This window comes from Ralstonia sp. TCR112, assembly GCF_007997035.1.
In the GTDB taxonomy this organism is placed as follows: domain Bacteria; phylum Pseudomonadota; class Gammaproteobacteria; order Burkholderiales; family Burkholderiaceae; genus Ralstonia; species Ralstonia edaphi.
In genome coordinates, this window is record NZ_VOSS01000006.1 from 1 (window position 1) to 25,962 (window position 25,962).

The 25,962-nt window shown below is 64.3% G+C and carries 28 protein-coding genes and 1 pseudogene; 13 read left to right on the forward strand and 16 right to left on the reverse strand.

Going from position 1 to position 25,962, the window contains the following annotated elements:
* Positions 1-116: 116 nt before the first annotated feature.
* Complete coding sequence (locus tag FUT88_RS02645; protein WP_147213753.1) at positions 117-1,853, reverse strand: EAL domain-containing protein; 1,737 nt, start codon at positions 1,851-1,853, stop codon at positions 117-119.
* A 511-nt stretch (positions 1,854-2,364) separates the two neighbouring features.
* Between FUT88_RS02645 and fliL the strand changes: the two genes are divergently transcribed.
* The 9 genes and pseudogenes from fliL to FUT88_RS02690 all read left to right on the forward strand — a co-directional run bounded on the left by fliL (position 2,365) and on the right by FUT88_RS02690 (position 8,127).
* Positions 2,365-2,862 carry a flagellar basal body-associated protein FliL gene (fliL, locus tag FUT88_RS02650; protein WP_147213698.1) on the forward strand — a complete coding sequence of 166 codons (498 nt, stop codon included), beginning with the start codon at positions 2,365-2,367 and terminating at the stop codon, positions 2,860-2,862.
* Position 2,863: 1 nt separating this feature from the next.
* Complete coding sequence (gene fliM, locus FUT88_RS02655) at positions 2,864-3,874, forward strand: flagellar motor switch protein FliM (RefSeq protein WP_147213699.1); 1,011 nt, start codon at positions 2,864-2,866, stop codon at positions 3,872-3,874.
* A complete protein-coding gene (gene fliN / locus FUT88_RS02660) occupies positions 3,864-4,319 on the forward strand; it encodes a flagellar motor switch protein FliN (protein ID WP_147213700.1) in 456 nt (151 codons plus the stop codon). Before fliM ends, fliN begins: the two co-directional genes overlap by 11 nt.
* A 68-nt stretch (positions 4,320-4,387) precedes the next feature.
* Positions 4,388-4,789, forward strand: a complete 402-nt coding sequence (gene fliO / locus FUT88_RS02665) for a flagellar biosynthetic protein FliO (protein ID WP_147213701.1) — start codon at positions 4,388-4,390, stop codon at positions 4,787-4,789.
* Positions 4,786-5,535 carry a flagellar type III secretion system pore protein FliP gene (gene fliP / locus FUT88_RS02670; RefSeq protein WP_147213702.1) on the forward strand — a complete coding sequence of 250 codons (750 nt, stop codon included), beginning with the start codon at positions 4,786-4,788 and terminating at the stop codon, positions 5,533-5,535. The genes fliO and fliP overlap by 4 nt, the downstream gene beginning before the upstream one ends.
* Before the next feature lie 19 nt (positions 5,536-5,554).
* Positions 5,555-5,824 carry a flagellar biosynthesis protein FliQ gene (gene fliQ, locus FUT88_RS02675; protein ID WP_004631435.1) on the forward strand — a complete coding sequence of 90 codons (270 nt, stop codon included), beginning with the start codon at positions 5,555-5,557 and terminating at the stop codon, positions 5,822-5,824.
* Between the two features lie 33 nt (positions 5,825-5,857).
* Positions 5,858-6,652 carry a flagellar biosynthetic protein FliR gene (fliR, locus tag FUT88_RS02680; RefSeq protein WP_065855877.1) on the forward strand — a complete coding sequence of 265 codons (795 nt, stop codon included), beginning with the start codon at positions 5,858-5,860 and terminating at the stop codon, positions 6,650-6,652.
* A gap of 85 nt (positions 6,653-6,737) precedes the next feature.
* A pseudogene (locus FUT88_RS02685) lies at positions 6,738-7,465 on the forward strand (3-ketoacyl-ACP reductase FabG2).
* The gene (locus FUT88_RS02690) at positions 7,465-8,127 is read left to right on the forward strand and encodes a hypothetical protein (protein WP_147213703.1); all 663 of its coding nucleotides are present in this window, start codon (positions 7,465-7,467) and stop codon (positions 8,125-8,127) included. Before FUT88_RS02685 ends, FUT88_RS02690 begins: the two are co-directional and overlap by 1 nt.
* Before the next feature lie 14 nt (positions 8,128-8,141).
* Here FUT88_RS02690 and FUT88_RS02695 read toward each other — a convergent pair whose 3' ends face one another.
* From FUT88_RS02695 to flgB, 12 genes are all read right to left on the reverse strand, one after another.
* Complete coding sequence (locus FUT88_RS02695) at positions 8,142-8,885, reverse strand: YoaK family protein (RefSeq protein WP_147213704.1); 744 nt, start codon at positions 8,883-8,885, stop codon at positions 8,142-8,144.
* 67 nt (positions 8,886-8,952) lie between these two features.
* Positions 8,953-9,912: a flagellar hook-associated protein FlgL gene (flgL, locus tag FUT88_RS02700; protein ID WP_147213705.1), complete on the reverse strand. Its 960-nt coding sequence runs from the start codon at positions 9,910-9,912 to the stop codon at positions 8,953-8,955.
* Positions 9,913-9,977: 65 nt separating this feature from the next.
* Positions 9,978-11,912: a flagellar hook-associated protein FlgK gene (flgK, locus tag FUT88_RS02705; protein ID WP_147213706.1), complete on the reverse strand. Its 1,935-nt coding sequence runs from the start codon at positions 11,910-11,912 to the stop codon at positions 9,978-9,980.
* A 114-nt stretch (positions 11,913-12,026) separates the two neighbouring features.
* Positions 12,027-13,112 carry a flagellar assembly peptidoglycan hydrolase FlgJ gene (flgJ, locus tag FUT88_RS02710; RefSeq protein WP_147213707.1) on the reverse strand — a complete coding sequence of 362 codons (1,086 nt, stop codon included), beginning with the start codon at positions 13,110-13,112 and terminating at the stop codon, positions 12,027-12,029.
* A 16-nt stretch (positions 13,113-13,128) separates the two neighbouring features.
* The gene (locus tag FUT88_RS02715; RefSeq protein ID WP_147213708.1) at positions 13,129-14,247 is read right to left on the reverse strand and encodes a flagellar basal body P-ring protein FlgI; all 1,119 of its coding nucleotides are present in this window, start codon (positions 14,245-14,247) and stop codon (positions 13,129-13,131) included.
* Positions 14,248-14,257: 10 nt separating this feature from the next.
* A complete protein-coding gene (locus tag FUT88_RS02720; RefSeq protein ID WP_147213709.1) occupies positions 14,258-14,992 on the reverse strand; it encodes a flagellar basal body L-ring protein FlgH in 735 nt (244 codons plus the stop codon).
* Positions 14,993-15,025: 33 nt separating this feature from the next.
* Complete coding sequence (gene flgG / locus FUT88_RS02725) at positions 15,026-15,808, reverse strand: flagellar basal-body rod protein FlgG (protein WP_009240010.1); 783 nt, start codon at positions 15,806-15,808, stop codon at positions 15,026-15,028.
* 40 nt (positions 15,809-15,848) lie between these two features.
* Positions 15,849-16,586, reverse strand: coding sequence for a flagellar basal-body rod protein FlgF (gene flgF / locus FUT88_RS02730; protein ID WP_147213710.1), 738 nt, complete (start codon positions 16,584-16,586; stop codon positions 15,849-15,851).
* A gap of 45 nt (positions 16,587-16,631) precedes the next feature.
* Positions 16,632-17,840, reverse strand: coding sequence for a flagellar hook protein FlgE (gene flgE / locus FUT88_RS02735; protein ID WP_147213711.1), 1,209 nt, complete (start codon positions 17,838-17,840; stop codon positions 16,632-16,634).
* A 54-nt stretch (positions 17,841-17,894) separates the two neighbouring features.
* Positions 17,895-18,551, reverse strand: coding sequence for a flagellar hook assembly protein FlgD (locus FUT88_RS02740; protein WP_147213712.1), 657 nt, complete (start codon positions 18,549-18,551; stop codon positions 17,895-17,897).
* 27 nt (positions 18,552-18,578) lie between these two features.
* A complete protein-coding gene (gene flgC, locus FUT88_RS02745; RefSeq protein ID WP_004631403.1) occupies positions 18,579-18,986 on the reverse strand; it encodes a flagellar basal body rod protein FlgC in 408 nt (135 codons plus the stop codon).
* A 210-nt stretch (positions 18,987-19,196) separates the two neighbouring features.
* Positions 19,197-19,652 carry a flagellar basal body rod protein FlgB gene (gene flgB / locus FUT88_RS02750; RefSeq protein WP_147213713.1) on the reverse strand — a complete coding sequence of 152 codons (456 nt, stop codon included), beginning with the start codon at positions 19,650-19,652 and terminating at the stop codon, positions 19,197-19,199.
* 421 nt (positions 19,653-20,073) lie between these two features.
* Here flgB and flgA point away from each other — a divergent pair, with 421 nt between their 5' ends.
* The 4 genes from flgA to FUT88_RS02770 all read left to right on the forward strand — a co-directional run bounded on the left by flgA (position 20,074) and on the right by FUT88_RS02770 (position 23,149).
* Entirely contained in the window at positions 20,074-20,931 is an 858-nt protein-coding gene (gene flgA / locus FUT88_RS02755) for a flagellar basal body P-ring formation chaperone FlgA (RefSeq protein WP_147213714.1), read from the forward strand.
* Between the two features lie 122 nt (positions 20,932-21,053).
* Complete coding sequence (gene flgM / locus FUT88_RS02760; protein WP_092971051.1) at positions 21,054-21,374, forward strand: flagellar biosynthesis anti-sigma factor FlgM; 321 nt, start codon at positions 21,054-21,056, stop codon at positions 21,372-21,374.
* 139 nt (positions 21,375-21,513) lie between these two features.
* Positions 21,514-21,975, forward strand: a complete 462-nt coding sequence (locus tag FUT88_RS02765) for a flagella synthesis protein FlgN (RefSeq protein WP_147213715.1) — start codon at positions 21,514-21,516, stop codon at positions 21,973-21,975.
* 457 nt (positions 21,976-22,432) lie between these two features.
* A complete protein-coding gene (locus FUT88_RS02770; protein WP_147213716.1) occupies positions 22,433-23,149 on the forward strand; it encodes a LuxR C-terminal-related transcriptional regulator in 717 nt (238 codons plus the stop codon).
* 121 nt (positions 23,150-23,270) lie between these two features.
* On the opposite strand, the gene FUT88_RS02775 is transcribed toward FUT88_RS02770, so the two are convergent.
* The 3 genes from FUT88_RS02775 to FUT88_RS02785 all read right to left on the reverse strand — a co-directional run bounded on the left by FUT88_RS02775 (position 23,271) and on the right by FUT88_RS02785 (position 25,723).
* Positions 23,271-24,332 (reverse strand): porin, encoded by a 1,062-nt coding sequence (locus FUT88_RS02775; RefSeq protein ID WP_147213717.1) that lies wholly within the window; start codon positions 24,330-24,332, stop codon positions 23,271-23,273.
* Positions 24,333-24,592: 260 nt separating this feature from the next.
* Entirely contained in the window at positions 24,593-25,321 is a 729-nt protein-coding gene (locus FUT88_RS02780) for a GntR family transcriptional regulator (RefSeq protein ID WP_147213718.1), read from the reverse strand.
* A 111-nt stretch (positions 25,322-25,432) separates the two neighbouring features.
* On the reverse strand, positions 25,433-25,723 hold the full coding sequence (locus FUT88_RS02785; protein ID WP_009240021.1) for an H-NS family nucleoid-associated regulatory protein: 291 nt from the start codon (positions 25,721-25,723) through the stop codon (positions 25,433-25,435).
* Positions 25,724-25,962: the final 239 nt, after the last annotated feature.

Sequence of the window (25,962 nt, forward strand, 5' to 3'; positions counted from 1 at the left end):
TGCGCGGCCCGATCTTGGCATTGCGATGCTCGCCGTACACGTGTACGGCTGCGCTTCTCACGCCAACCTCGGGGCGCTCGCTACGCTTTCCGGGGCACCCTAAATGGACTCGATATTTATAGAAACCGGGGGACGCGCTCGCCGTAGCGGCGGGCGTTTTCGCGCACGAGGTCCTGCACGGCTGCCGGCTCCAGCGGCCGCGTGAGCAGATAGCCCTGAAACTCGTCGCAGCCGACTTCGCGCAGGAATTCAAGCTGGCCGGTGGTCTCCACGCCTTCGGCCACGGTCTTCATGCCCATGGCCTGCGCCATCATGATGATGGCCCGCGTGATGGCCGCGCGTTCGGCCACGTGCGGCAGGTCTTGCACGAACGAACGGTCGATCTTCAACGTATCGATCGGGAAGCGGTGCAGGTACGACAGCGATGAATATCCGGTACCGAAATCGTCCAGCGCCAGCGATACGCCCATCGCGCGCAGCTCGGTCAGCAGCGCATGCAATGACGGATCGTCGCGAATCAGGATGCCTTCGGTCATCTCCAGTTCCACCGCGTTACCCGGCAAGCCGCTGGTCGATAGCGCACCACGCACCATCGCACTCAACTGCCCCGAGCTGAACGCCTGGCCCGAAAGGTTGATCGACATGCGCAGGTCTGGCAGCCCGATGCGGCGCCAGCGCGCAAGCTGGTCGCAGGCGGCGCGCAGAATCCAGCGGTCGATCTCGACGATCAGGCCGGTTTCTTCGGCGTCCTGGATGAACTGGCCGGGCATCATGCGGCCGAAATCGGCCGAGTTCCAGCGGATGAGCGCTTCCACGCCGACGATGCGGCCGCTGCGCACATCCACGCGCGGCTGGTAGTCGGCGTAGAACTCGTTGCGGTCGCTCGCACGCCGCAGGCCCGATTCAATGCGGAAGCGGCGCGAGACGCGATCGTCCAGGTCGCTCGTAAAGGTTTGGAAGTTGTTGCGGCCGCGCTCCTTTGCCAGGTACATGGCGGCATCGGCCTTGCGCAGCAGCGTGTTTGGGTCGTCGCCGTCGTGCGGCGCCACGGCAATCCCGATCGACACACCCAGGTACAGCTCCTGCCCCTCGATATGGAACGGCGCGCTGATGGCCGAGAGAATGCGCTCGGCCACGCGCCGCGTGCCCAGGCCATCAAGCGCTTCGAGCATGACGACAAATTCGTCGCCGCCCAAGCGCGCCACGGTGTCGGCTTCGCGCGCGCATGCCTGCAGGCGGGCCGCCACTTCGCGCAACAGCATGTCGCCAAACTGGTGGCCCAGCGTGTCGTTGACGTTCTTGAAACGATCGAGGTCGAGGAACATGACCGAGACGCGCGAGCGGTTGCGGCGGGCAATCGCCAAAGCATGCTCCAGGCGATCTTCCAGCGCGGAGCGGTTCAGCAACCCCGTCAGCGTGTCGTGCGTGGCCAGATGCCGGATGCGCTGCTGCGCTTCGCGGATCTGCGTGATGTCGACAAGCGACACCAGCACCGAATATGGCGTTGCACCGGCCTCCGAAGCCCGCGGAGAGGCCGTCATCGAATGACCGCCATCGGCATACAGCGGCGTCCAGTTGCTCGAAACCCACACCGTGCGGCCATCCACGCAGTGCAATCCGAAAATCTGGTTCAACTGCGGCTGGCCTTCCGCGATCACTTCCTGGTCCGGCCAGCCGGCTTCATGAATGGACGCATCAAATTCATCAACGGCAGCGTTCACCACCGTGGGCAGCAACCGTCCCACAAGGTCTTCCACCGGCAAACCGAGGAGCCGCGCGGCGCTCGGATTGGCATAGGTCACCCGGCGGTCTGCCCCGCACACAAGGATCCCCTCGGTCAACGCGTTGACCATCGACAGCAGATCCAGCTTCGGGCAGAAGCCCGGGGGCTCGCCGCGCGCAGGACAGTCGGCCGGCAAGCCATCGGCATCGACAAGCGCAAGGTCAATACGGGTGGAAAAGGGCAAGGAATTCAAGGCGGCTTCCGCAAGGCAACGCAGGTATGCAGGGCCGGGACGTGCCGGCGCGTTCCTTCATTACAACGGCAGGCGCGGGCAAATCTTTCGGGCCAACGTCACTTTTGCGGGGAGCCGGTCGGCTGGGCGGTCGGCCAAGCGCCTGGCGCAACGCAATGAGCACAATAAGTGGCTTATTAATCACCCATAGAAACCGAGCCGCCCCGCGCCGCACATCGCAAACGCCCGAGATAAGCGGGATTGACCGCGTTTCTTGCTGGAATGAGCTGGACAGAGCTGGGGAAGAATGCAATCCGAGAACCCGACTCTGTGCACTGCGTTGTTTTACGGTGTCTTGCGCAACCCGAGCCGGGAAAGCCCACCCCCCCTTAGTCCCCGAGTGATCCCCATGGCCGAAGCCGCTGCCGCCACTACCGCCCCCGCCCCAGCAAAGGGCGGCTCCACCAAGCTGCTGCTGATCATCCTGATCGTGCTCCTGCTCGTCGGCATGGGCGGCGCCGCCGCCTGGTTCTTCCTCGGAGGCGGCAATCACGCCGCATCCGGCCCCGCCGCACCGCCCAAGCCGAAACAGCCGGTGTTCGTGGCCATGGAAACCCTGACCGTCAATCTGCAGCCCGAAGAAGGCAACGACCGCTATCTGCAGATCGGCATCACGTTCAAGAGCTTCGACAAACATGCCGAAGAAGAGATCAAGACCTATACGCCCGAGCTGCGCAGCAAGGTCCTGATGCTGCTGGCCAGCAAGACGCCCACGGAGCTGTACCCGGCGGACGGCAAGGTCAAGCTCGCCAAGGAAATCGTTGAACTCTGCGAACACGTCTTCAAGGCTGTCGGCAAGGAATCGCCGGTGGCAGACGTCTTGTTCACCAACTTTGTGATCCAGTGACATGCTCAAGGAAGAGTTTCTTTCCCAGGAGGAAATCGACGCGCTCCTGAAGGGCGTGTCCGATGACGCGGACGACGACCCCGTCGAAGCCGCCGACCCCTCGGGCATACGCTCGTACAACCTGGGCTCGCAGGAGCGCATCGTCCGTGGGCGCATGCCCACGCTGGAAATCATCAACGAGCGGTTCGCGCGCAACTGGCGTATCGGGCTGTTCAACTTCATGCGGCGCAACGCGGAAATCTCCGTCGGGCCGGTGAAGGTGCAGAAGTACAGCGAGTTCATCCGCAACCTCGTGGTGCCGACCTCGCTCAACCTCGTGCACGTCAAGCCGCTGCGCGGCACGGCGCTGTTCGTGTTCGACCCCAACCTGATCTTCCTGGTGGTCGACAACCTGTTCGGCGGCGACGGCCGCTTCCACATGCGCGTGGAAGGCCGCGACTTTACCGACGTGGAACAGCGCATCATCCAGCGCATGCTGCAGCTCGTGTTCGAGCATTACGCCAAGGCTTGGCAGCCGGTCTACCCGATCGATTTCGAATTCCTGCGCATGGAAATGCACACCGAGTTCGCCAACGTGGCCACGCCCAATGAAGTGGTGGTCACCACCAGCTTCAGCATCGAGCTCGGCAACAACGGCGGCGACGTGCACATCTGCATGCCCTACACGATGATCGAGCCGATCCGCGACCGGCTCACATCGGCCATCCAGGGCGAAGCGCTGGAAGTGGACAAGCGCTGGCTGCGGCTGCTGTCGCAACAGGTGCAGACCGCCGAGGTCGAGCTGATTGCCGACCTCGCCACGGCCAAGGTGCAGGTGTCCGACATCCTGAACATGAAGGTGGGCGATGTCATTCCGCTGGAGCTGGATGACAGCGTGACCGCCAAGGTAGACGGCGTGCCCGTCATGGAATGCAACTACGGCACGTTCAACGGCCAATACGCGCTGCGGGTCAACCGCATGCTGAATATGAGCGGCAGCGAGGCTGCCACGGAGTCTGACGATGACAACTGAACCGACCATGAACCCCGAAGCCAACGCCGACGACATCGATGTCGAGATGACGATGGAAGAGGCCATGGCCCTGGAAGCCGCGCAACGTGCTGCGGCCAACCCGCCGGCCGCCGCGCCCGCCGCTGCTGAATCCAGCCCGGTGTTCAAGCCCCTGACGGCCGACGGCCTGGGTAGCGCGCAGCGCAACGACATCGACATGATCCTGGACATCCCCGTGCAGTTGACGGTGGAGCTGGGCCGCACCAAGGTGCCCATCAAGAATCTGCTGCAGCTGGCGCAAGGTTCGGTGGTGGAACTCGACGCATTGGCCGGTGAGCCGATGGATGTACTTGTCAACGGCTACCTGATCGCCCAAGGTGAAGTGGTGGTCGTCAACGAGAAGTTCGGTATCCGCCTGACCGACATCATCACGCCGTCGGAACGTATCCGTAAGTTGAACCGTTAAACCACGCAATTCCGCCGTCCATCGGCACCCTGACAGCAACCAGTGCTCCCCCCGGGCAAGGTGTTGAAATGAACCATGCAGTCGATTGGGCCCGCACGCTAGGCGGGCTGTTTGTAGTGTTGGCGATGATCGTGGCGGCCGGCTGGCTGCTGCGCCGCCTGCAGCAGCGCGCGGGCATGGGCCCCGCAGGTTTGGGCCGGCGCCGCGGTCAGGTGATCACCGTGGTCGCGCAGCAGATGCTGGGCGCCCGCGAGAAGGTCGTCGTCGTGGATGTGGAAGGCACATGGCTCGTGCTGGGCGTCACGCAGCAGCACGTGCAGACGCTGCACACGCTGCCGCGCCCCGCAGAAGCCGCCTCCTCGCCGGACGACCCATCCGGCGACGGCACTTCCGGCCCCGGCAAGCCGCCCCGCTTTGCCGACGCGCTGTCCATCCAGCTCAAGCGTCACCTGACGGGGAAGTCGGAATGAACGCGCGCACCTTCCTTCGCTGCCTGATTGCACTGACGCTGCTGGGCGCTGCGCCCGCCGTGTTCGCACAGGCGCAACCCGGCCTGCCGCTGCTCACGGGCACCGCCGGTGGCCAGAGCTATTCGCTGCCCGTCCAGACGCTGGTGTTCCTGACGTCGCTCGGGTTTCTGCCGGCCATCATCCTGATGATGAGCAGCTTCACGCGCATCATCATCGTGCTGTCACTGCTGCGCCATGCGCTCGGCACGCAGACCACGCCGCCCAACCAGGTGCTGATCGGGCTGGCGCTGTTTCTCACGTTCTTCGTCATGTCGCCGGTGCTCGACAAGGTGTACACCGACGCCTACGTGCCGCTGCGTGACAACAAGATCACCGTCGAGCAGGCCATGGACACGGCCGCCACGCCGCTGCGCCAGTTCATGCTCAAGCAGACGCGCGAGCCCGATCTCGCCCTGTTCGTCAAGATGGGCAACATGCCGGCCATCGCCTCGCCCGAGCAAACGCCCATGCGCGCGCTCATCCCGGCGTTCGTCACCAGCGAGCTGAAAAGCGCGTTCCAGATCGGGTTTGCCATCTTCATCCCGTTCCTGGTGATCGACATCGTGGTGGCGGCCGTGCTGATGTCGATGGGGATGATGATGGTCACGCCGTCGATCTTCTCGCTGCCGTTCAAGATCATGCTGTTCGTGCTGGTGGATGGCTGGCACCTGCTGCTGGGCTCGCTGGCCCAGAGCTTTGTGCAATGAGCGTCGATAGGAAGCCGACATGACACCCGAATACGTTCTCGATATGGCCCGTCAGGCCATGCAGGTCGCCATGATGGTGGGCGCGCCGATGTTGCTGGTGTCGCTCGTGGTCGGCCTGCTGGTGGCGGTGTTCCAGGCCGCTACGCAGCTCAACGAGCAGACGTTGTCGTTCATCCCCAAGCTGCTGGCCGTGGCTGCCACGATGGTGCTGGCCGGCCCGTGGATCGTCGCCGTGATCGTCGACTACACGCGCGGGGTGCTGACCAACATCCCCAACTACGTGAATTGACGTCACCCAGCTGACGCAGTCGCGCAATCCACGATGATCCAATTCACCGCCACACAGCTCAACGGCTGGATCGCCATGTATTGGTGGCCGCTGGTGCGCGTGCTGGCATTCATCGCCATTGCACCGCCGTTTGCCAATACCGAGATCCCGACGTCGATCAAGGTGGCGTTCGGCGTGGTCATCACGGTGGCGCTGGCGCCCATGCTGCCCGTGCCCGCAGGCGTGTCAGTAGGCTCATACGAAGGGCTGTGGATCACGCTGGTGCAGGTGTTGATCGGGCTGGCGCTGGGCTTTTGCGTGCAGCTCGTGTTCTCCGCCGTCAGCGGCGCGGGCGAGGTGATGTCGGTGCAGATGGGTCTGGGCTTCGCCTCGCTGCTCGACCCGACACAGACCGAGAGCAGCATGCTGCTCGGGCGCTTCCTCAGCCTCACGGCCGTCACCGCCTTCATTGCCGGCGACGGGCATCTCGTGCTGCTGCACGCCTTGTTCGACAGCTTTACCGCCCTGCCCGTCTCGGCGGCGCCGCTGGGCAATCCGGGCTGGCAGACGCTGGCCGGCGGCGGCACGATCGTCTTTGCTTTGGCCCTGCGCATCGCCCTGCCCATCATCGCAATCATGATGATCGTCAACCTCGGCTTTGCAGTGCTCTCGCGCACGGCGCAGGCGCTCAACCCGTTTGCGGTCGGCATCGCCGCCACGCTGGTGGTGGGGCTGATGCTGGTCATGGTGATGATGACCTCGCTAGCGCCCGTGGTGGAGCGGTCCGTGATGGACGCGCTGGACTTGGGTGGGCGGGCGTTCAGCCAGTTCAGCACCCTGCCCCGATAGGCAGCGCGCGCCGCCGCAGCAACGCCTGCCGCGCGTGCGATGATCGCGGTATTCCGCCGACCGATCTTCAAGGGAGTCTCACCACATGAGCCGCCGCGTTCTTGTGACGGGTGCCAGCCGCGGCATTGGCCGCGCCATCGCCTACCAATTGGCCTCCGACGGGTTTGACGTGTCCGTGCATTGCCGCAGCGGCCGTGCCGAGGCCGACGCCATCGTCGCAGACATCCAAGCAAACAAGGGCAGCGCCCGCGTTCTGCAGTTCGACGTGCGCGACCGCGCCGCCTGCCGCACGCAGCTCGACGCCGACGTTGAAGCCCACGGCGCCTACTACGGCATCGTCCTGTGTGCAGGCGTCACGCGTGACGCTGCCTTCCCTGCCCTGACCGACGAAGACTGGGACATCGTTCTCGAGACCGGCCTCGATGGCTTCTACAACGTCGTCCACCCGCTCACGATGCCATGGTGCGTGCGCGCAAGGGCGGGCGCATCGTCACCATCGCGTCCGTCTCCGGGGTGATGGGCAATCGCGGGCAGGTCAACTACAGCGCCGCCAAGGCCGGGCTGATCGGTGCGACCAAGGCGCTGGCCGTCGAGCTCGCGTCGCGCAAGATCACCGTCAACTGTGTGGCGCCCGGGCTGGTCGAAACGGACATGCTCGCCCACATTGAACACGTGGACCAGGCCCTGCAGGCCGTCCCGATGCAGCGCGTCGGACAGCCTGCGGAGGTGGCTGCGGTGGTGGGCTTTTTGATGTCGGATGCGGCGTCGTACGTCACGCGGCAGGTGATCGGCGTGAATGGCGGGATGGTGTGATGCGCAAGGCTGCCCCACTGGGCGCCGCGCCCACGCTCAAGCATCACTTCACGCGCCGACTGGCGAGCCGCTTCGCGTTGCGCATGCATGTCGCCCTGATCGTGCTGTGGTCGCTGGCGTGGGGTGTGGCGTGCAACAAGCTGCTGCGCATGGCGGGGCTCGATGCGCCGCCGGTGCGGTACGGCGTGGCAACGGTGGCCGCCTGGCTGGCCATGCTCGCCGCCTTCAAGCTTTGGCTCGCCTATGCCGGCTTTACGCAACAGCGCCAGGTACCGCGCGAGCACAGCGAGTGGGCCGCCGACACCGCCGATGCGGCGGTGGACCTGGCGTTCGATTTTCCGCTGCCGAGCGGTGGCGGGGGCGGCGCGGACACCGTGGCCGAAGGCCTGGCATCGGCCGACGAGTTCCTGCCGCTGGCGATCGTGATTGCGGTGGTTGTGGCGGTGGTGGCCGCATCGCTTGGCGTGCTCACGTACTTCTACACGCAAGGGCCCATGCTGTTGTCGGAAGCAGCGTTCGAAGTCTTGCTGGCGGGCGGGCTCATCCGCTCCGCGCGCCGCGCGAATGACGCAGACTGGCTGCGCACCGTGGTCGTCCGAACGGCAGTGCCGTGGCTGATCGTGCTGGGCTGCGCGATTGCGATCGGCCTGCTGCTGCGCTGACGGGCGCCTGTTCGCTACCGACGTCGCGCCAGCAGATCATCCACCACCGGCACCAGCGCCAGCAGCATCAGAATCGACGCCAGCGGAATCGTGGCCGTGTAGCCGAGGTGCCGGAAGCCCAACGCACCGACCACGCCGCCCACGAAGAACATCCCGAGCAAGGACGCCAGCAGACGCAGCTTGGGCCGGTTGGCCACCACGGCGGGCAGATTGTGATGCCCATGGTTCCAATACAGCGCCTTGCCGATTTCGATGCCGATGTCGGTGGCCAGACCGGTCACGTGTGTGGTGCGGATTTCCGCCTTCGAGATCTTGGTGATGATGGCGTTCTGCAGCCCCATCAGGAAGCACAGCAGCGCGACGGTGGCCGGCACGAACACGACGCGGTATTGCCCGAGCGTTGTGCCCATCAGGCCGAAGAGCAGCAGCAGCGCGGCCTCCAGCATGAGCGGCAGCGCGAATTCGCTCTGCGTGCTGCGGCGGCGCCCCCAGTTGACGAGCACCGCGGTACACGCCGCGCCGCACAGAAACGCCAGCAGCGAAGCAAAACCCGCCAACACAAGGACTACGTCGCCCAGCACGAGGTCGTCGGCGATCGCCGAGACGATGCCGGACATGTGCGAGGTGTATTGCTTGACGGCGAGGAATCCGCCCGCGTTGGCGGCGCCCGCCACAAAGGCCAGTGACTGACCGAGGCGCCGGTTGGCGTCTTCCGAGCGTTCCGGGCTGGTCAGGCGGCGAAGATACTGGATGGGCATGACCAGTCCTGACGGTAGGTGAGCCGACATGATACGCCGCGCCCTCCGACCGCCGGCCCGCGCCGCATCAAGGATTGATGTACTGGAACAGCGACATGCCCTGCATGGCCGTGAACGTCTTCTGCGCGGCCTGCAGCGACACCTGCTGCTGCGAGAACTGCGAGATGGCGCTGGTGTAATCCACCGATTGCAGCTTCGAGATCTGCTCCTTCAACTGCTCGCCGTAGTTCGAGCCGCTGCTGTTGAGCGTGGTGATCTGCGCTTGCTGCGTGCCCACCGTCACCTGCGCTTGCAGGGCGACCTGATAGGCGTTGTCCAGATTGCCCTGCGCCGTCTGCACGGCCTTTTGCAGGTTCGCGACGTCGGTGGCCTGCGTGGCCGCATTGATCGGGGTCGACAGCGCGGTGATCAGGTTCTCGTACGTCTTGAAGATGCTCTGGTTGGCGTTCGGGTTGGACGGATCCTTGTTGGGGATGCGTACGAACACCGAATCGCCCGACACCGAATTCGGCATCGAAATGTTCTGCGAAACCTGCACCACCGGCGGCTGGCCGCTGCCGACGTACTGCACCGAACCGCTGGTGCTGGTGAACGGATCGGTCGTGCCGTTGGCGCCGCCAAACAGGGCCACGCCCGAAGCATCGCGCTGGTTGGCGGTCGACAGCAGCTGCTGATACTGCTGCTTGACCTGCGCCAGCACGCCAATGCGCTGCGAATCCGTCATCAGCGAGGTGTTGGCGCCCACCAACGTCTGCTTGCCCTGCTGCAGCGTGGTCACGAGGTTGGTCAGCGCCGAAGACACGCTGGTCAGGCGCGCGTCTGTGGTGTCGCGGTTGGCTTGGTATTGGTCGTTGGCGTCCTGCGTCTGTTGCAGTTGCGCCATCTGGCCAAACGCGCTGGGGTTGTCGCCCGCGCTGTTGAGCGCGATGCCGCTCGCAATCTGCTGCTGCAATGTGAGCAGGTTCGATTGCGTGTTCTGCATCGAAGCGGAAGACGCGGCAAAGAATTGGGCGCTACTGACTCGCATGATCGGTCCGGACGAAGGGCTTTAGGACGTTATCGGCAGGCGGGACGTTTTCTTCAGTCGCCCGATCAGCCGGCAATCGACAGCAGGCTGTCGAACAGCGAATTGGCCGTCTGCATCACCTTGGCGGAGGCCTGGTAGGCCTGCTGGTACTTCATCAGGTTCATCGCCTCGTCATCGAGGTTCACGCCCGACACCGACTGCTGCTGTTGCGTGGAACTGGCCAGCAGCGCCTTCTGCGAGGTCAGGTTGGTGCTGGCGCGGTTGGCCTGCACACCCACCTGGGTGACGAGGTTGTTCCACGCCGAGCCGATCGAGGTCGTGCCGCCGTCCAGCAGATTGCTGTTGCGCAGCTTGGCCAGCGCGCTGGCGTTGCCGTTGTCGGTGCTGTTGGCGGTGTTGGCCGAAATGGTGAACGTGTCACCGTTGCCGGGCGAACCCGAGAGCGTCATCTGCACGCCGTTGAAGGCGTACGTCGCGCCCTGCGTGTACGGCGCCGTGCCGCCCGTGTACGTGGTCGACGTGCCGCCCACCGTCACGGTGACGCTGCCCGGGAACCCCGACAGCGAGCCGCCGACGGCCGAGCTGTACGTCAGGTTGATCGGCGAGGTGAGCGGCGAGCCGGCATACGTGCTGTCCACGCCCAGCGACGACACCGTGGCGCTGCCCGTGTTGTTGCTGCCCTGGTTGAGCACCACGGGCGAGGCCGCGGCCACGTTGTGATAGTCGGTGGTGAGCGTCTGCATGGTGGCGGCCGCGTTGGCGGTCGGGCGCACCAGGAAGGAGTCACCGCTGTTCATCGTGCCCGACAGGTTGAGCGTGACGCCGTCGATCGTGGTCGGCCAGCTCGTCACCGTCACGGAGGCGGAGCCGTCCGGATAGTGCGAAACGGTGTAGGCGCCGCCCTGGTACTTGACCTGGTAGTCGTAGCCCTGCCCCGCATTGGCGTTGGTGATGCTGGCTGTCAGCGAGCCGGTGCCGGTGTTGTTCGTGCTGGGCGCGACGCTCGGGCTGGCCACGGAGAAGAGATCCGTGCCCATCTTGCCGTTGGCATCCATGCCGAGCTTGTTCTGCGCATTCACGTCGGCCGCCACGGCCGTGGCCAGGCGGCCCAGGCTGTTCTGGGCCGGGATGAGCGTGTTGTTGCGGAAGTCCATCAGGCCGCCCAGCGCACCGCCGCCGAGCTGGCTGTCGTCAATATTGACCGTGCCGCCCGGGCTCTTGTAGCCGACCGACAGTTGCGTCGGGTCGTACTGCGACGGCACTGCCGTCAGCTGGTAGCTCTGGTTGCCTTGCACCAGCGCCTGGCCGTTGCCTACATAGATGTTGAACTGGCCGTCGCCGGTCTGCACCACGCTCGCCTTGATCGACTGATTGAGCGTCTGGACGAGCTGGTCGCGCTGGTCACGCAGGTCATTCGCCGGCTGGCCGGTCGACGCTTCCGCCTTGGAAATCTGGTCGTTCAACGAGGCGATCTGCTGCGCGGTGCCGTTGACCGAGCTGATCTGCGTCTGCACCTGCGTATTAACCTGGTTGTTGAGCGAACTCAGCTGGCCGGCAATCGAATTGAAGCGGCTTTGCAGGCCCGCCGCAGCGTTCAGGAAAACCTGGCGCGCGGTGGTGTCCGACGGCTTGGAGGCCAGGCCATCGGCGGCGTTGAAGAAGCTGGTGAGCGACGAGCTCAGACCGCTGTTGCTGTCCGACAGATACTTGCTCAGGCCCGACACCAGGCTGTTGAGCTGGTCTGCCGCGCTGGTCGACGCCTGGCCGCTCTGCACCTGCGCCGTCAGGAACTGGTCGTAGATGCGCTTGACGGTCGTGACGTTGGCGCCCTGGCCGAGATAGCCCACGCCGGCGTACAGCGGAATGTTCTCCGTCTGTACGGCTTCCTGGCGCGAATAGCCGGGCGTGCTGGCGTTGGCAATGTTGTTGCCGGTCACTTGCAGGTTGATATCGGCAACCCGCAGGCCGGACGCGCCAATATTCAGAAGGGAGCTGCTCATAGTTGTCTCGGTGCGGGCAGCACGAAGCCGCCGAAATAAGCTCTAGAAACAACATCGCCGACTCAGAACAAACTTGAGCCGGCCGTCGTCGTCAAAATATGCTTTTTAAATCACTCAAACGATCTGCTTGAGCACCGCCATGATCTTGTGGGCGTAGTTCGGATCGGTGGCGTAGCCCGCGCGCTGCAAACCCTTGGCGAACGATGCCGCGTCGTTGCCGTTGCCGGCTGCCACGACATTGCTGTAGCGCGGGTTGTTGGCCAGCAGGTTGGCGTAGTCCTTGAACGCCTCGGCGTACGAGCTGTAGGCGCGGAATTTCTCCTGCACCTTGTGGGCGACGCCGCCGATGTATTCGGTGGTCGTCACCGTGGCGGTCTTGCCGGACCACGAGCTGCCGGCCTTGATGCCGAACAGGTTGTGCGTGTTCGAGCCATCTTTTGCCTTGATCTCGCGGCGGCCCCAGCCGGACTCCAGCGCGGCATGGCCGATCATGAAGTTGGCCGGAATGCCGGTTTCCTGCGCGGCCTGCGATGCGTGGCCGATCAGCTTGTTGTAGAAGCTGCTCATGCGCTCGCCGCGCGGCTCCGATGCCACCGTCGACAAGTCGACCTCGGGCGGCGCGCTCGGGGTCTGCGCCTGGGCATCCGCCTGCTTGCGCAGGGCGGCCAGTGCACGTTGCACGCGCTCCTCCAGGCCCGGGCGTGGCACGGTGCTGATGCCCGAGCCGTCGTCTTCCGTGCCCGGCGCAACGGCTGCGGCCATGCTGTTGAGCGACGAACGGGCGATGGCCTTGGCGGCATCGTTCGTGGCACCGGCAGCGCCCGGCAGCGCGGTATTCGTGGCCGTCGTGTTGGACAGCGCGGTATTCACCTTGCCACCCGCATCCGGGTTCACATGGTTGGCCTGACGCAGCATCTGCTTCAGAAGCTGGTCTGCCACGCCCACGCCGCGCGAGGCCATGGTCTGCGAAAGCTGCTGGTCGAGCATCGACGTGTACATCTTGCTCGACGACGAATCGAGCGGCCCGTTCTGCGGCGATGCATCGCGCATCTGCTTGAGCATCATGTTCACGAAGATCGCGTCGAACTGCTTGGCGACGGTCTTGGCGGCGCCGGTCGGGTCCGTACGCGCCGTTTGCTTGAGCGACTCGAACCCTCGGGAATCGAGCGCCAGGCGGCTGGTGAGGTCGGTTTGGTTCATCGTGGCCTCCGCAGCGTCAGATGATTTCCAGGTCGGCGCGCAGCGCGTTGGCCGCCTTCATCGCCTGCAGGATCGAGATCAGGTCTTGCGGGTTGGCGCCAATCGCGTTGATGGCCTTGACCACGTCCGCCAGGTTGGTGCCGCCCTTCACGTTGATGAGGCTGCCGCCTTGCTGCTTGACCTCGATATTCGAGCGCGCTGCGGCGACCGTCTGCCCTTGCGAGAACGGCGCCGGCTGGCTCACGACCGGGTCTGTGCTGATGGTGACCGACAGGCTGCCGTGTGCCACCGCGCACGGCTCGAGCTTGACGAGCTGGTTCATCACCACCGAGCCCGTGCGGGCGTTGACCACCACGCGTGCCGCGGCAAGCGCCGGGGTCACGTCGATGTTCTGCAGCTTGGCCAGGAAGCCGACGCGATCCGACGCCAGGGCCGGCGCGCGCACGTTGATCGTGCGGCCGTCGGCGGCTTGCGCGGTATCCGTGCCGAACTGCTTGTTGATGGCGGTGACGATGTTCTGCACGGTGCCGAAATCGGTCGTGCCGGTATCGAGCTGGATGCTGCCGGCCTCGCCCACCGTGGCCTGCACGGCGCGCTCCACCGTGGCGCCGTTGGCGATACGGCCGGCGCCGAGCTGGTTGATCTGCACCTTGCTGCCATTGGCCGATGCGCCTGCACCGCCAATCACCACGTTGCCCTGCGCCAATGCGTAGAGCTGGCCGTCCACGCCCTTGAGCGGCGTGAGCAGCAGCGTGCCGCCGCGCAGGCTCTTGGCATTACCGATGGACGACACCGTCACGTCGATGGTCTGGCCCGGCCGCACAAAGGCAGGCAGCGTGGCCGTCACCACCACGGCGGCGGTGTTCTTGAGCTGGATGCTGGCGCCGGCCGGCACATTGATGCCGAACTGCGTGAGCATGTTGTTGAAGCTCTGGACCGTGAACGGCGTTTGCGTGGTCTGGTCGCCGCTGCCATCCAGGCCGACGACAAGGCCGTAGCCGATCAGCGCGTTGTCGCGCACGCCGGCAACGGTGGTCAGATCCTTGATGCGATCAGCGTGTGCCGTGGTCGGAACAACCGCTGAAATTGCGCTCAGTGCCACCAGGGCCGCGCCGATGATTCGATGCAAAGTCATGGCAGATCCCTCAGAACGGTGACACGGTCAGGAAGAACCGCGACAGCCAGCCCATCTGCTGCGCTTCGGCCACATAGCCCGTGCCGCGGTATTCCATGCGTGCGTCCGCCACCTGGGTGGACAGCACGGTGTTTTGATTGTTGACGGTCGTGGGGTTGACCACGCCAGAGAACTTGATCGACTCGGTGCCCTGGCCCACGGCCATCTGCTTCTCGCCACTGACGACGAGGTTGCCGTTGCCCAGCACCTCCACCACCGTCACCGTAATCGTGGCCGTGAAGTTGTTCTGCGCACCGTTGGCGCCCTTGCTGTCGAACTTGTTGGCGTCGCTGGCCGACACACCCAGCAGCGACAGCACGCCCGGGTTCATGCCGGCGAACGTCGGCACGGAAGCGCTCATGCTGCCCGTGCGGTTGACGCTGCCGGACGTCTGCTTGCTGGCGGCCGTGTTTTCGGTGATCACGATGGTGATCGTGTCGCCCACCATGTGCGCGCGGCGGTCTTCGAACATGCCGCGAAAACCACCGCTGCCCGATGCCACTTCCTGGTAAATCGCCCCGTTCTGACGCGGCGCCATCACCGGCATCGGCGGGCGCGCGGTTGTCGGACCCTGCACGATCGGGGCCGGCGGCGGCAGCATGCCGCACGCCGTAGCGAGCAAGGCGGCCGTGCCGAGCACGGCCAATCGAACGATACGCACGGCGCGGCCGCTGTGCGTGAGCGAGTAAACCGGGGGGGTATGCATCGCAAAACTTCCTTAAAAACAACGCCGCCCAGCTTAGAGCTGCGACAGCTTCTCCAGCATCTGGTCCGAGGTCTGGACCGACTTGCTGTTGATCTCGTACGCGCGCTGCGTCTGGATCATGTTGACCATTTCTTCCACCACGTTCACGTTCGACGTTTCAACGTAGTTCTGGTTGAGCGCGCCCACGCCGTTCGAGCCCGGGTTGGCCAGGTTGGCCGTGCCCGACGCTTCGGTTTCGGCGTACAGGTTTTCGCCCATGCTGCGCAGGCCGGCCGGGTTGATGAAGTTGGCCAGCTGGAACGTGCCCACCTGCGTGTTGTTGACCGTGCCGGGCGTGGTGACCGTCACAACGCCGTCCTTGCCGATGGTCAGGCTGGTGGCGTTCTGCGGCACCGTCACGGCCGGCTGCACCGGGTAGCCGCTGGAAGTCACCAGCTGACCCTGCGCGTTGATCTGGAAGCTGCCGTCACGCGTGTAGGCCAGCGTGCCGTCGGGCATCTGCACCTGGAAGAAGCCGTTGCCGTTGATGGCCACGTCGGTCGAATTGCCGGTCTGCTGCAGGTTGCCTTGCGTGTGCAGACGCTCGGTGGCGACGATGCGCGTACCGGTACCGATCTGCATGCCCGAAGGCAGCGTGGTCTGTTGCGACGACTGCGCACCCGGCTCGCGCACGTTCTGGTACAGCAAGTCTTCGAACACGGCGCGCGAGCGCTTGAAGCCCGTCGTGTTGACGTTCGCCAGGTTGTTCGAGATGACATCCAGCTGCGATTGCTGGGCGTCCATCCCGGTTTTGGAAATCCACAGGGAGCGAATCATGTTCGAGTCCTTGGTTGATTCAATTCAATGCGCCGGCCGTTCAGGCGTGGCGCAGCAGTTCATTGGCCGACTGGGCGTTCGTGTCGCTCGTGTGCAGCGACTTCATCTGCATTTCCAGTTGGCGCGAGATTTCGATCATGTTGACCAACGAGTCGGTCAGGTTGACGTTGCTGCCCTCCAGCGCCCCGCCGGTGATGCGGACTTTCTCATCCACGTCGGCGTCCTGACCGTCGCGCTGGCGGAACAGGCCGTCGGCGCCGCGATCGATGTTCGACGGGTCGATGCTCACCAGTTTCAGGCGGCCGAGCGACACAGGCGGCGTACGGCTGTCGGCGCTGATCGCGTTGACCGTACCGTCCTTGGCGAACTGCACCGTGGTGTCGGGCGGCAGCGTGATCGGGCCACCGTCGCCCAGAACGGGCTGGCCGGAGAGCGTCTGGATCGTGCCGTCCGGGCCGAGCTGGAAGGCGCCGGCGCGGGTGTAAGCCTCACCGCCCTCCGGCGTCTGCACGGCAAAGAAGCCTTGTCCGTCGATGGCCACGTCCAGGCTGCGGCCGGTGGTCTCGATCGGGCCGGGCGCGAGGTCCGTCCCGATGGCCGAGGCCATCACGTAGCTGCGCGTGGGCGAGCCATCGCCTTGCACACCCACCGTATGGAACGCGTCGATCTGCGCCTTGAAGCCGGTGGTGCTGGCGTTGGCGAGGTTGTTGGCGCTGGCAGCCTGTTGGTCGAACAGGTGCTTTACGCCAGTCATCGACACGTAGATCGAGCGGTCCATGCGAGTGTCCTTGGTGTGCGGTCAGTCAGCTTCAGGCAACGACGATTACATCGTCACCAGGGTCTGCAGGATGGTGTCCTGCGTCTTGATGGTCTGCGCGTTGGCTTGATACGAGCGCTGGGCAATGATCATGTTGACCAGCTCGGCAGACAGGTCCACGTTGGATTGCTCCACCGCCGACGACTGCAGCAGGCCGAACGACCCCATGCCCGGCGTGCCCAGGTTCGGGGCGCCCGAGTTGGACGTTTCCACCCACTGGTTGCCGCCGATGTTCTGCAGACCTTCCGGCGCCTTGAAGTTGGCCATGGCGATCTGGCCCAGCGTTGCCGTGCGGCCGTTGGAGTAGCGCGCGGTGACGGTGCCATCGGTACCGACCGCGTAGCTGGCCAGGCGGCCGGTGGCGTAACCGTCTTGCGTCACGCCCGGGGCGGTGTCGTTGTAGCCGCCGCCGTACTGCGTGGTGCCCGTGAAATCCATGGTGGCGATGCTCATGCCGCCAAAGGCCACGTTGACCTTGCTGGGCGACGAGGTGAGCTGGCCGCTGCTGTTGAACGTGAGCGACGTCACGGGGTTGCCGCCCGTCGGGTTGTTGCCGTCCACCTGCGAATACACGTCCCAGCCAGCGGCGGTGCGCACGTAGTAGTTGGTCAGCATGTGGGCCGTGCCCGTGCCGTCGTACACCTGCTCCGAAACGGAGTGGTTGAACGTGGCCGAGTTGGTGGCCGAGAACGGCGTGGTGGTCGGCACCGTAGCCGCGGCATCCAGGTTCACACCGAACGCGGTGTTGGTGGTGGCCAGCGGCGCCAGGTCGTTGACGGGAATCTTCAGGTTGGTCAGCACGGCGGTGTTGACCTTGCCGGTGGAATCCACGCCGTAGCCGGTCAGGTTCTGGCCCGTGGCCGAGATGATGAAACCGTTCTTGTCGGTCTGGAACTGACCGTTACGCGTGTACGACACCTGGCCGCTGGACGCATCCACCATACGGTAGAAGCCCGTGCCGTTGATGGCGATGTCCAGCGGGTTGCCGGTGTTGGTCACATTGCCCTGCGTGAACGACTGCGACACCTTGGTCACGCTCACGCCCTGGCCGATCTGGTTGTCGGATGCACCGACCAGCGAACGTGCGTACACGTCGCCAAATTCGGCGGTCGATTTCTTGTAGCCGACAGTGTTGGCGTTTGCCACGTTGCTGCCGATCACGTCGAGGTTGGCAGCGGCGGCGTCGAGACCGCTCAGGCCTTGCTGGAATCCCATAAAGTTCTCCCGTAGAAGATAAAAGCGCGGGGTCTGCCCGCAGTTGACCGGTGATTACTGAATCGATGCAACGTCGGACAGCTTGGCGGTTCCGCCAGACGCCAACACCAGCTGCATCGTGCCGTTGTTGATCGTGACGCCGGCCACCTTGTCGATGCCCAGCGCGTTACCCGTAACGACCTTTCCGCCCTGCGTGGCCGTCACCTTGATGGAGTAGGCACCGTCGGCAAGCTGGTTGCCCTTGTCGTCCTTGCCGTTCCAGGTGTAGTTGCCGCTGCCGGCCGTCATCTGGCCGAGGTCGACGGTGCGCACGGCAACGCCGGCGGCGTTCGTGATCGTGACGACAACGTCGTCGGCGCCGTTGGGCACCGAGACACCAAAGTTGGCGGCGCCCGAAGCCAGCGTCAGGTTGTTGGTCGGCACCTGCACCGTGCGGCCGATCATCGACGACGCCTGCGTGGTCGCGTTCTGCGTCAGCATGCTCGACATCGTGGTGTTCAGCTGCTGGATACCGTTCACAGTGTTGATCTGCGCAAGCTGCGAGGTCATCTGCGAGTTGTCCATCGGGTTGAGCGGATCCTGGTTCTTCAACTGCGCCACGAGCAGTTGCATGAACGTGTTCTGCAGGTCGTTGCCGGTGGTGATAGCCAGCTGGTTGCCCGAGGTCGTGCCCGCGGTGCTGGTCGTATTGGTTGTTGAGCTGACGGTCATGTTCGTGTCTCGCTAGGAATGTGCCGCTTACTGGCCCAGGGTCAGAGCCTTGGAGGCCATCGTCTTGGTGGTGTTGGCGACTTCCACGTTGGCCTGGTACGAGCGCGACGCAGAAATCATGTTGACCATTTCGTCCACCACATCGACGTTCGGCATGGTCACGTAGCCGTCGGCATCGGCCAGCGGGTTGCCCGGCTGGTGCATGCGCTTCATGGGGGTGACGGTGTCTTCCACCACGCGGTCGACCGACACGCCGGTGGCGTAGTCGTCAGACTCCTGCGCGGGCGAGAACACCACCTGCTTGGCGCGATACGCCTTGCCGTCCGGGCCCGTCACGCTTTCGGCGTTGGCCAGGTTGGAGGCGACCACGTTCATGCGCTTGGACTGCGCGGTGAGCGCGCTGCCAGCTACATCCATCACCTTGAATAGCGACATGTTGATTCCGATGTCTTCAAACACTGTTGCCGGCACTGCTGCCGGACCGATCCGGTGTTCTGTATGGCGGCTTGCTCCGGACCGATCTTTCCCGGCCCGGAGCGCCACACAGTTCCCGCCCCTCTTTCGCCGCGCGTGATTGCTGCGCGGTCGTCTTAATGCCTGTCTGCTGCTCTTGCTGCTGTTGTGCTGCTGGTGCTACATCGCGCGCTAGCTGTTCTGAATGGCCGCCAGCATCGACTTGATCTTCTGCGTCACGATGCTCAGATCGGCCTCGTAACGCACGGTGTTATCGGCAAAGCGCATGCGCTCGCCGTCCATGTCCACCGTGTTGCCGTCGATGGACGGCTGCTGCGACGTGCGGTACTGCATCTCGCCCTGCAGCGCCTTGGTCTGCTGCGACAGCGATGCCTGCATCAGCGATACATCGCCGGCCGGCGCGCCATCGACCGTCAGGTGGCCTGAAGCCGTTGCCGTCATCGGCAGGCTGTTGCCGCTCTGCTGGCCGACCGCCTTCTGCAGCGCCGACTGAAAATCGAAGTCGCGCGCCTTGTAGTTGGGCGTATCGGCGTTGGCGATGTTCGAGGCCAGGATCTGGTGGCGCTGCGAGCGCAAGTGCAGCGCCTGCTCCTGAAAACCGAACAACTGATCCAGCTTGTCGACCATGTCTGTCATTCCTTGCGTGTGGCGTCCTGGTGATTGCTGCCACCCGCCGGGGTTGCGTTCTGTCTTGCGTTTGCGTATTGCGCGTTCCCCTCGGCTGGAGAACTCGGCATCAGCGGCCCCTTCAAAACCGCCGATGCCGTCTCCAAAACCGCTGAACCGCTTGTCTTGCTGAGTTGCCGTCATGCAACCTCAGTGGAAAAGGCCTGTCTGCGAACCGATATCCGGCCGGGAAACCATTTACCGGGGCAGGCTGTACGGCCAGGAACCGCACAACGCCAGGGACTTCACCACGTTGCAAAGTCTAGGGGCCGGTGTGCAAGACCATTCGTTGGAATAAGGGGGGGATTGGCCGACATTTCCGCATTTGGCGTTCGCGCACGCGTGGCTACACTTCACCGGACTTTTGATGAAGGGGCTTTCCATGTCCACGCGGTTTGCACGCAGCGCGCACCACCCGATCCGACCCGCCGCGACGGCACTGCCGCTGGCCGGGCGCCAGCGCAAGCTGTTGCTGATGCTGGCGTTGGGCCTGCTGGCCAGCCTGGTGCACCCGATCCTGGCGCATGCACAAGGCATGGTGCGGGTGGGCTATCCGCCGGCCCAAGCCGTACAACAGCCCGCGCAGCCCACCACCATCCAGGGGCCCAACGCCATCCAGATGCAGATCCAGCAACAGCTGCAGTCGCAACTGGACATCCTGGGCGGCACGAATGAGACGGGCGCGCCACGCGCGTCGGTGGAAGTTGGCCCCGTTGATGCACGCGTGGCCAACCAGCCCTGCGACCAGATCGACCTGATGCTGCCGGCGGCCAACCGCCTGCGCGGCCGTATACAAGTAGGCGTGCGCTGCCGCTCGCCGCATGCCTGGGCGGCCTGGGTGCCGGCCACGATCCAAATCACGGGGACGTATTACGTCGCCTCACACCCGCTGCCGCCGGGCAAGACGCTCGACATGGGCGATCTGGAAGCCCGCACGGGGGATCTGTCGATGCTGCCGGCCTCGGTCGTGCAGCAACCGGCCGATGTGGTGGGGCGTGTACTGCTCACGAGCGTGGCCGCCAACCAGCCGCTGCGCGCCGAGAGCCTGCGCCTGCCGATCGCCGTGCAAGCCGGCCAGACCGTCAAGCTCATCGCCGAGGGCGGCGGCTTCCAGGTCAGCAGCGACGGCCGGGCCATGAACCAGGCGGCCGTGGGCCAAGTCGCGCAGGTACGCACCGCCAACGGCAATGTCGTCTCCGGCATTGCGCAGTCCGCCGGCGTCGTGGCAATCCAGTTTTAAGACCAAATTGATAACGGCAGATCACTTTGCTACTGTGATGCGTGATCGATACCTGCCGCTAAAGTTTGGGCCGGGGTTGGCCGATATGGGTGTTAGGATGAACGCGCTCTTCGGAGACACCCGTGAAAATCAACCATATCGTGAACAACACGCCGGCCGTTGCGCCGACCAAGGACGCTGCGTCCGGGTCGACGCGCGCGACCGGCTCGTCCCCGGCCGCTACGACGGCTTCGGGCACCACGCGCCACACCGGCGATGCACCGTCGCTGTCGGTCCAACAAGTCTCGCGCCAAGTGGGCAGCGGCGACTTCGACGCCGCACGCGTCGAGCAGATCCGCAGTGCCATCCAGAACGGCACGCTCAAGATGGACGCCGGCAAGATCGCCGATGCGGCGCTTTCCGACGCGCAATCGCTGCTCTCCACGCGCTCCAAGAAGGTCTGACGCGGGGTTGCCGTCGTCCGTCCCCTGTATTTTCTGACGCCGCCGGTCCGAGGGTTTCCGACCCTCGACTGATCGCGGCGGGGCGGCGTGCCGGCCGGCGGCTGCCCAAGCTTCCAAGCCTGAGCCTGAGGTAGCCACCATGGACAACACACTGCTGATCCGCACCCTTGCCGACGAGCAGGAACTGCTGCGCGCAGCCACCCACACCCTGGATGCCGAAGCGCAGGCGTTGCGCGATGGCGACATGGCCGAGCTCGAGCGCATCACCCAGACCAAGCAGAAACAGCTTACCGCCTTGGGCGAGGCCGACCGGGAACGCCGCCTTTGGTGGGCCCAGCACGGCGGCGCCGATCCGTACGGGCTGGTCAAATACCTGCGCACCGACGAAACCGCCAGCCGCCTGTTCGACGAGAACCTGGCCCTGGCCCGCCTGCTGCGCCAACGCAACATCGACAACGGCACCCTGATCGACCTGCGCCTGCGCGCCACGCAGAACGCGCTGTCGGTCCTGCACGCCGCCAACAACGGCGGCGGCACACCGTACGGCCGCGACGGCAAACAGCCGCTGTCGATGCCGCGCTTCTCGGTCGTCGCGCAATAAGCCACCACAACACGTCTTTTGGGTACAAAAGCCCCGCTTTACGCTCACGTCAATGGGCGTGAAGTGGGGCTAGCTGCTGCTGCCCGATCCTGCTATCTATAGGGGGTCTAGCACACCACCGATCGGGGTAAACAAAAAGGTTTACATCCCATTGATGGGTGCAACATGCATGCTGGGGATTTATTCTGCGATTTTGGCGGGGTTAATCCTCCGCGCCTGGCGACATAAACAAGAAAAACCGGAAGGAAATTGCGTCTGAAATGGCGTGCAAGGTTTCGGCCCGGTGGCACTGCATTGTGGTGACCGCCGGTTGAACGGGGAAATATACCGAGACCGCACGCCAGAAGCATTTCCACAAGCACGGCCACATTGATTTTGGACCGGCTGGTCCAAATAGACGGGGCAACACGCTGATTCCGGAAATGGGCAAACAAACCATAACCAGACAGGCGGCGCAGTGAAATCAATCGTAGTGGAGGCACACCCTTTGGTGCGTGCCGGCGCGACCCATGTGTTGCAATCCTTGCCGGCCATCACCGAAGTGGTCAGCGTCGAGCCGGACGAAGCCCTCTTTGAAAACCTCGCGGCGCATGCGGACGCCGAACTGGCCCTGATCGGCCTGCCCCTGCCGGGCATCGACGATCTGCCGGCCCTCTCCCGGCTGTTGCAACAGCCGCATCCCCGACATGTCGCCGTACTGGGCGAAACCGATTCCGCAGCGCACGTGCGTACGCTGATGCAATTGAATGTCTCTGCCTATTTGCTGAAAAGCTATTCCGGCAAATTGATTGCAGCAGCATTGGAATTGGTGCTCGCGGGCGGCCGTTATGTACCGGCATCCATCGTACTGACACGGCCTGAAGCCATTGCGGCAGGTTCGGCCAATGGTAATGACGATGGTGCGTTGCTCGGCCTGACGCAGCGTCAATATGAGATTCTCGTCTTGCTCTCGCGCGGGCATCCGGTCAAAACGATCAGCCGCATGCTCAGTATTTCCGAGGCGACAACGAAGGCGCATATCAACGCGCTGTATCGCCGGCTGGAAGTGCGCAGCCGTACCGAGGCCGTCTTCGTGGCCACGCAGCGCGGCGCCATGCTGCTGAATCAGCCGAACATTGGAGCGGAGCCCTCGTCGCCCGTCTCAGCGCCGCTGCGCCTGGCGCGCACCGGCTGACGCTCCGCTCTTCCAGCTTCTGCGCATAACAAAAAACGGCGCCCGAATCCGGACGCGTTGCAAATGTCCGCCCACGCTGTCGAGACGCGGGCGGTGATAAGGAAAGCAGAACGCGAAAGGCTTAGAACTTTGCGCGGATGCCTACACCGAAGGTGTCAGCCGTCGACAGGTCCGACACCTTGTCGCGGAAGTACGCCGCATACACATCGGTGCGCTTGGACAGCGAATAGTCGTAACCGACCGCCCAGGTGTTGCGCTTCACGTCGGCCGCACCCGAAGTCTTCGTGTACGCGTACGACGCCAGAACGCTGCCCGGGCCCACCGGAATCGACACACCCAGCTGACCGCCGTTGCTCTTGGCGTCGCCGGTGCTGATCGTGTTCTTGATGTACTGGTACTGGCCGTACAGCTTGACCACGCCAAAGTCATACGTCGCGCCCAGCTGGGCCGCCGTCTGGCGCGCAAAGCCAGCCACGAGGCTGTTCAGGTCGCCCGCCGCGCCGTCGTAGCGCACCTGCTGGAACGCCGCCGTGGCCGCAAAATTGCCGCGGAAGTACAGCAGGCTGCCGCCCCACTTGTTCTGACCGTTGTGGCCGGCTTGCTCACCCGCGCCGTAGATCAGGTTAGCCGTCAGGCCGCCCATGTCCGGGGTGGAATACATGATCGAGTTGTCCCAGCCCGAATCCCCCACCAGGCCCGAGATACCTGCGGCGCCCGAACGGCCGTTGCCGAGGTAGGTGTGGAACACCATCGGCGAGAACGTGTACGAATCGATGAACGGGTTAAACAGGATCGTCGAAACGAAGTACGGCGGGGTGTTACGACCGAGCTTGATCGAGCCCCAGCTGTTCGACTGCAGACCGACAAACGAATTACGTGCGAAGAAATGGTCGCCATCAAAGCGGCCGGACTTGCCCGTATCTGGGCGGAAGAACGCTTCCAGCGTGAAGATCGCCTTCAGGCCGTTGCCCAGATCTTCGCTGCCCTTCATGCCCCAGTACGACGTCGACATGCCGCCCGAGTTGACACCCCAGGCGCGATCCTGGCCGAGGTTCTTGGTGGCACCCGCCCAAGCATCCACCTGGCCGTACAGCGTCACGGACGATTGGGCCTGTGCCGCGCCTGCGGCCAGCCCCGCAGCGGCAGCCAGCACGGCCAGCGAAAAACGTCGCTTGAATTGCATTATTGATTTCTCCCTCTTGTGGTTCCGGTGTGTTGAATCGACTGAATCAGCGTTGAGGCGGCAGGTGGCTCAACCCGCCGCCGCTGAGATGGCGCCGTGAATGCAACTGCCGTGCCAATACGTTGTCGGCAAAGCGTCGCTTCACAAATGAATGTGTTTTCCCGGGAAGGGGCGCAGACTAGCTTGAATACCCCAGGCGGACAAGTCCCCGTCGCGGGGTGTGTGGCGCCGTTTCTGCACCGGTCTGGCGCAGTGCGCTTTCAGTCGTTTTGGAGCACGCGGATGTCGACTTCGCGCGTGTAGCGCTCGGGGGAAAAATCGCAGTACGTGAGGGAGATCGGCACATCAGCCACGCTGTAGCCGATACGACGCACACGGACCAGCGGCACGCCGGCCTCCACGCCGAGCTGCGCGGCCTGGTGAGCATCGGCCACGCAGGCCAGCGGGGCCTCGCGAGAGCGCGCAATGGTCAGGTTGGCGCGCTGAAAGACTTGCACGAACAGGCGATCTTCAAAGTCGCGCGCCTCGAGCATCGCCGCAAGCCGGGACGTGAGCCACGTACGCAGCAGCATGATGGACTGCCCATCCACCTGGGCGCGGCGCTCGACAAACGCCACCTGCGCGCCCACCGCCAGGTCAAGCGCGGCAGCCACGGTCTCGTCGGCCACCTCCAGTTGAAATGCACTGACCGTATAGACGGCGCCCGGGACGTATTCCAGCGCGGCGTCGGACTGGCCCGGCGCGTACAGCACCGGCCGATGCGGCCCCACGCGATCGAGCACGACGCTGCGCTGCCCGCGCGAGCGCTTGAGCAGCCCGCGCGCCGCCAGCTCATTCAGCGTGCGGCGCGCCGTCAAACGGGAGACGCCGTAGCGCTGGGCGACTTCATTCTCGCTGGGCGCGATGCTGCCGGCCGGCAAGGTTCCGTGCAGGATGTCGAGCCGAATGCGGTCGGCCAGTTCAAGGTATTTGGGCAGGCGGGGCGTCATGCCGTCGTTATACAGGAACGATCATCGCGCGCAGCAACGCAAATGGCCCACCGGGGCGGGTGGGCCATTTGCGTTGCACGCTTGCGCGCGCGTCAGGCAGGGCCTGAAAGATCAGGCGATCAGGAATTTATCGCGGTTCTTGCCGATCCAGGCCGGAGCGCGGCCGCGGCCGGACCACGTTGCACCCGTCTTCGGATCACGGTACTTGGCCGGCACCGGCGCTTTCGCACCGGCACGACGACCGCGACGCTGAGCCAGGCCCAGGTCTTCAGCCGTCAGGCCATATTCGGCAACCGTCTGGCGCACTTGCTGGATCACCGCTTCCAGTTCCTTGGCGCGCGCAGTTTCGATCTGTTCTTCCAGTTTGGCCTTTTGTGCAATCAATTCCTTGTATGTCGCCATATGCGCTCCCAATAAATTCTGGTGTGAAGTCTGGTGTGGATCAGATATTAGATCAATTGTATTCATAACTGAAATCAAATTTCAACGTTTTTGATCATTCCCCTTCAAACCGCCCCTAAGCCAGCAATCAACTCTTGGCACACCCGATGCTCAGTTTCAACCGGAAAGTCGGATTGACGCATGGGATTAGCGTACGCGATCATGCAGGGCCGCAAACTGGTATCGCGCTGCATTTCAGT

Coding starts and splice junctions, on each gene's coding strand:
- fliO (WP_147213701.1), top strand. CDS start 4,388: ATGAACCATGCAGTCGATTGGGCCCGCACGCTAGGCGGGCTGTTTGTA.
- FUT88_RS02695 (WP_147213704.1), bottom strand. CDS start 8,885: ATGCCCATCCAGTATCTTCGCCGCCTGACCAGCCCGGAACGCTCGGAA.
- FUT88_RS02785 (WP_009240021.1), bottom strand. CDS start 25,723: ATGGCGACATACAAGGAATTGATTGCACAAAAGGCCAAACTGGAAGAA.
- FUT88_RS02765 (WP_147213715.1), top strand. CDS start 21,514: ATGGACAACACACTGCTGATCCGCACCCTTGCCGACGAGCAGGAACTG.
- flgC (WP_004631403.1), bottom strand. CDS start 18,986: ATGTCGCTATTCAAGGTGATGGATGTAGCTGGCAGCGCGCTCACCGCG.
- fliR (WP_065855877.1), top strand. CDS start 5,858: ATGATCCAATTCACCGCCACACAGCTCAACGGCTGGATCGCCATGTAT.
- fliL (WP_147213698.1), top strand. CDS start 2,365: ATGGCCGAAGCCGCTGCCGCCACTACCGCCCCCGCCCCAGCAAAGGGC.
- FUT88_RS02780 (WP_147213718.1), bottom strand. CDS start 25,321: ATGACGCCCCGCCTGCCCAAATACCTTGAACTGGCCGACCGCATTCGG.
- flgB (WP_147213713.1), bottom strand. CDS start 19,652: ATGGTCGACAAGCTGGATCAGTTGTTCGGTTTTCAGGAGCAGGCGCTG.
- FUT88_RS02720 (WP_147213709.1), bottom strand. CDS start 14,992: ATGCATACCCCCCCGGTTTACTCGCTCACGCACAGCGGCCGCGCCGTG.
- flgL (WP_147213705.1), bottom strand. CDS start 9,912: ATGCGAGTCAGTAGCGCCCAATTCTTTGCCGCGTCTTCCGCTTCGATG.
- fliN (WP_147213700.1), top strand. CDS start 3,864: ATGACAACTGAACCGACCATGAACCCCGAAGCCAACGCCGACGACATC.
- flgA (WP_147213714.1), top strand. CDS start 20,074: ATGTCCACGCGGTTTGCACGCAGCGCGCACCACCCGATCCGACCCGCC.
- flgF (WP_147213710.1), bottom strand. CDS start 16,586: ATGGACCGCTCGATCTACGTGTCGATGACTGGCGTAAAGCACCTGTTC.
- flgJ (WP_147213707.1), bottom strand. CDS start 13,112: ATGAACCAAACCGACCTCACCAGCCGCCTGGCGCTCGATTCCCGAGGG.
- FUT88_RS02740 (WP_147213712.1), bottom strand. CDS start 18,551: ATGACCGTCAGCTCAACAACCAATACGACCAGCACCGCGGGCACGACC.
- fliQ (WP_004631435.1), top strand. CDS start 5,555: ATGACACCCGAATACGTTCTCGATATGGCCCGTCAGGCCATGCAGGTC.
- FUT88_RS02715 (WP_147213708.1), bottom strand. CDS start 14,247: ATGACTTTGCATCGAATCATCGGCGCGGCCCTGGTGGCACTGAGCGCA.
- FUT88_RS02645 (WP_147213753.1), bottom strand. CDS start 1,853: ATGGTCAACGCGTTGACCGAGGGGATCCTTGTGTGCGGGGCAGACCGC.
- fliM (WP_147213699.1), top strand. CDS start 2,864: ATGCTCAAGGAAGAGTTTCTTTCCCAGGAGGAAATCGACGCGCTCCTG.
- flgG (WP_009240010.1), bottom strand. CDS start 15,808: ATGATTCGCTCCCTGTGGATTTCCAAAACCGGGATGGACGCCCAGCAA.
- flgE (WP_147213711.1), bottom strand. CDS start 17,840: ATGGGATTCCAGCAAGGCCTGAGCGGTCTCGACGCCGCCGCTGCCAAC.
- flgK (WP_147213706.1), bottom strand. CDS start 11,912: ATGAGCAGCTCCCTTCTGAATATTGGCGCGTCCGGCCTGCGGGTTGCC.
- FUT88_RS02690 (WP_147213703.1), top strand. CDS start 7,465: ATGCGCAAGGCTGCCCCACTGGGCGCCGCGCCCACGCTCAAGCATCAC.
- FUT88_RS02775 (WP_147213717.1), bottom strand. CDS start 24,332: ATGCAATTCAAGCGACGTTTTTCGCTGGCCGTGCTGGCTGCCGCTGCG.
- fliP (WP_147213702.1), top strand. CDS start 4,786: ATGAACGCGCGCACCTTCCTTCGCTGCCTGATTGCACTGACGCTGCTG.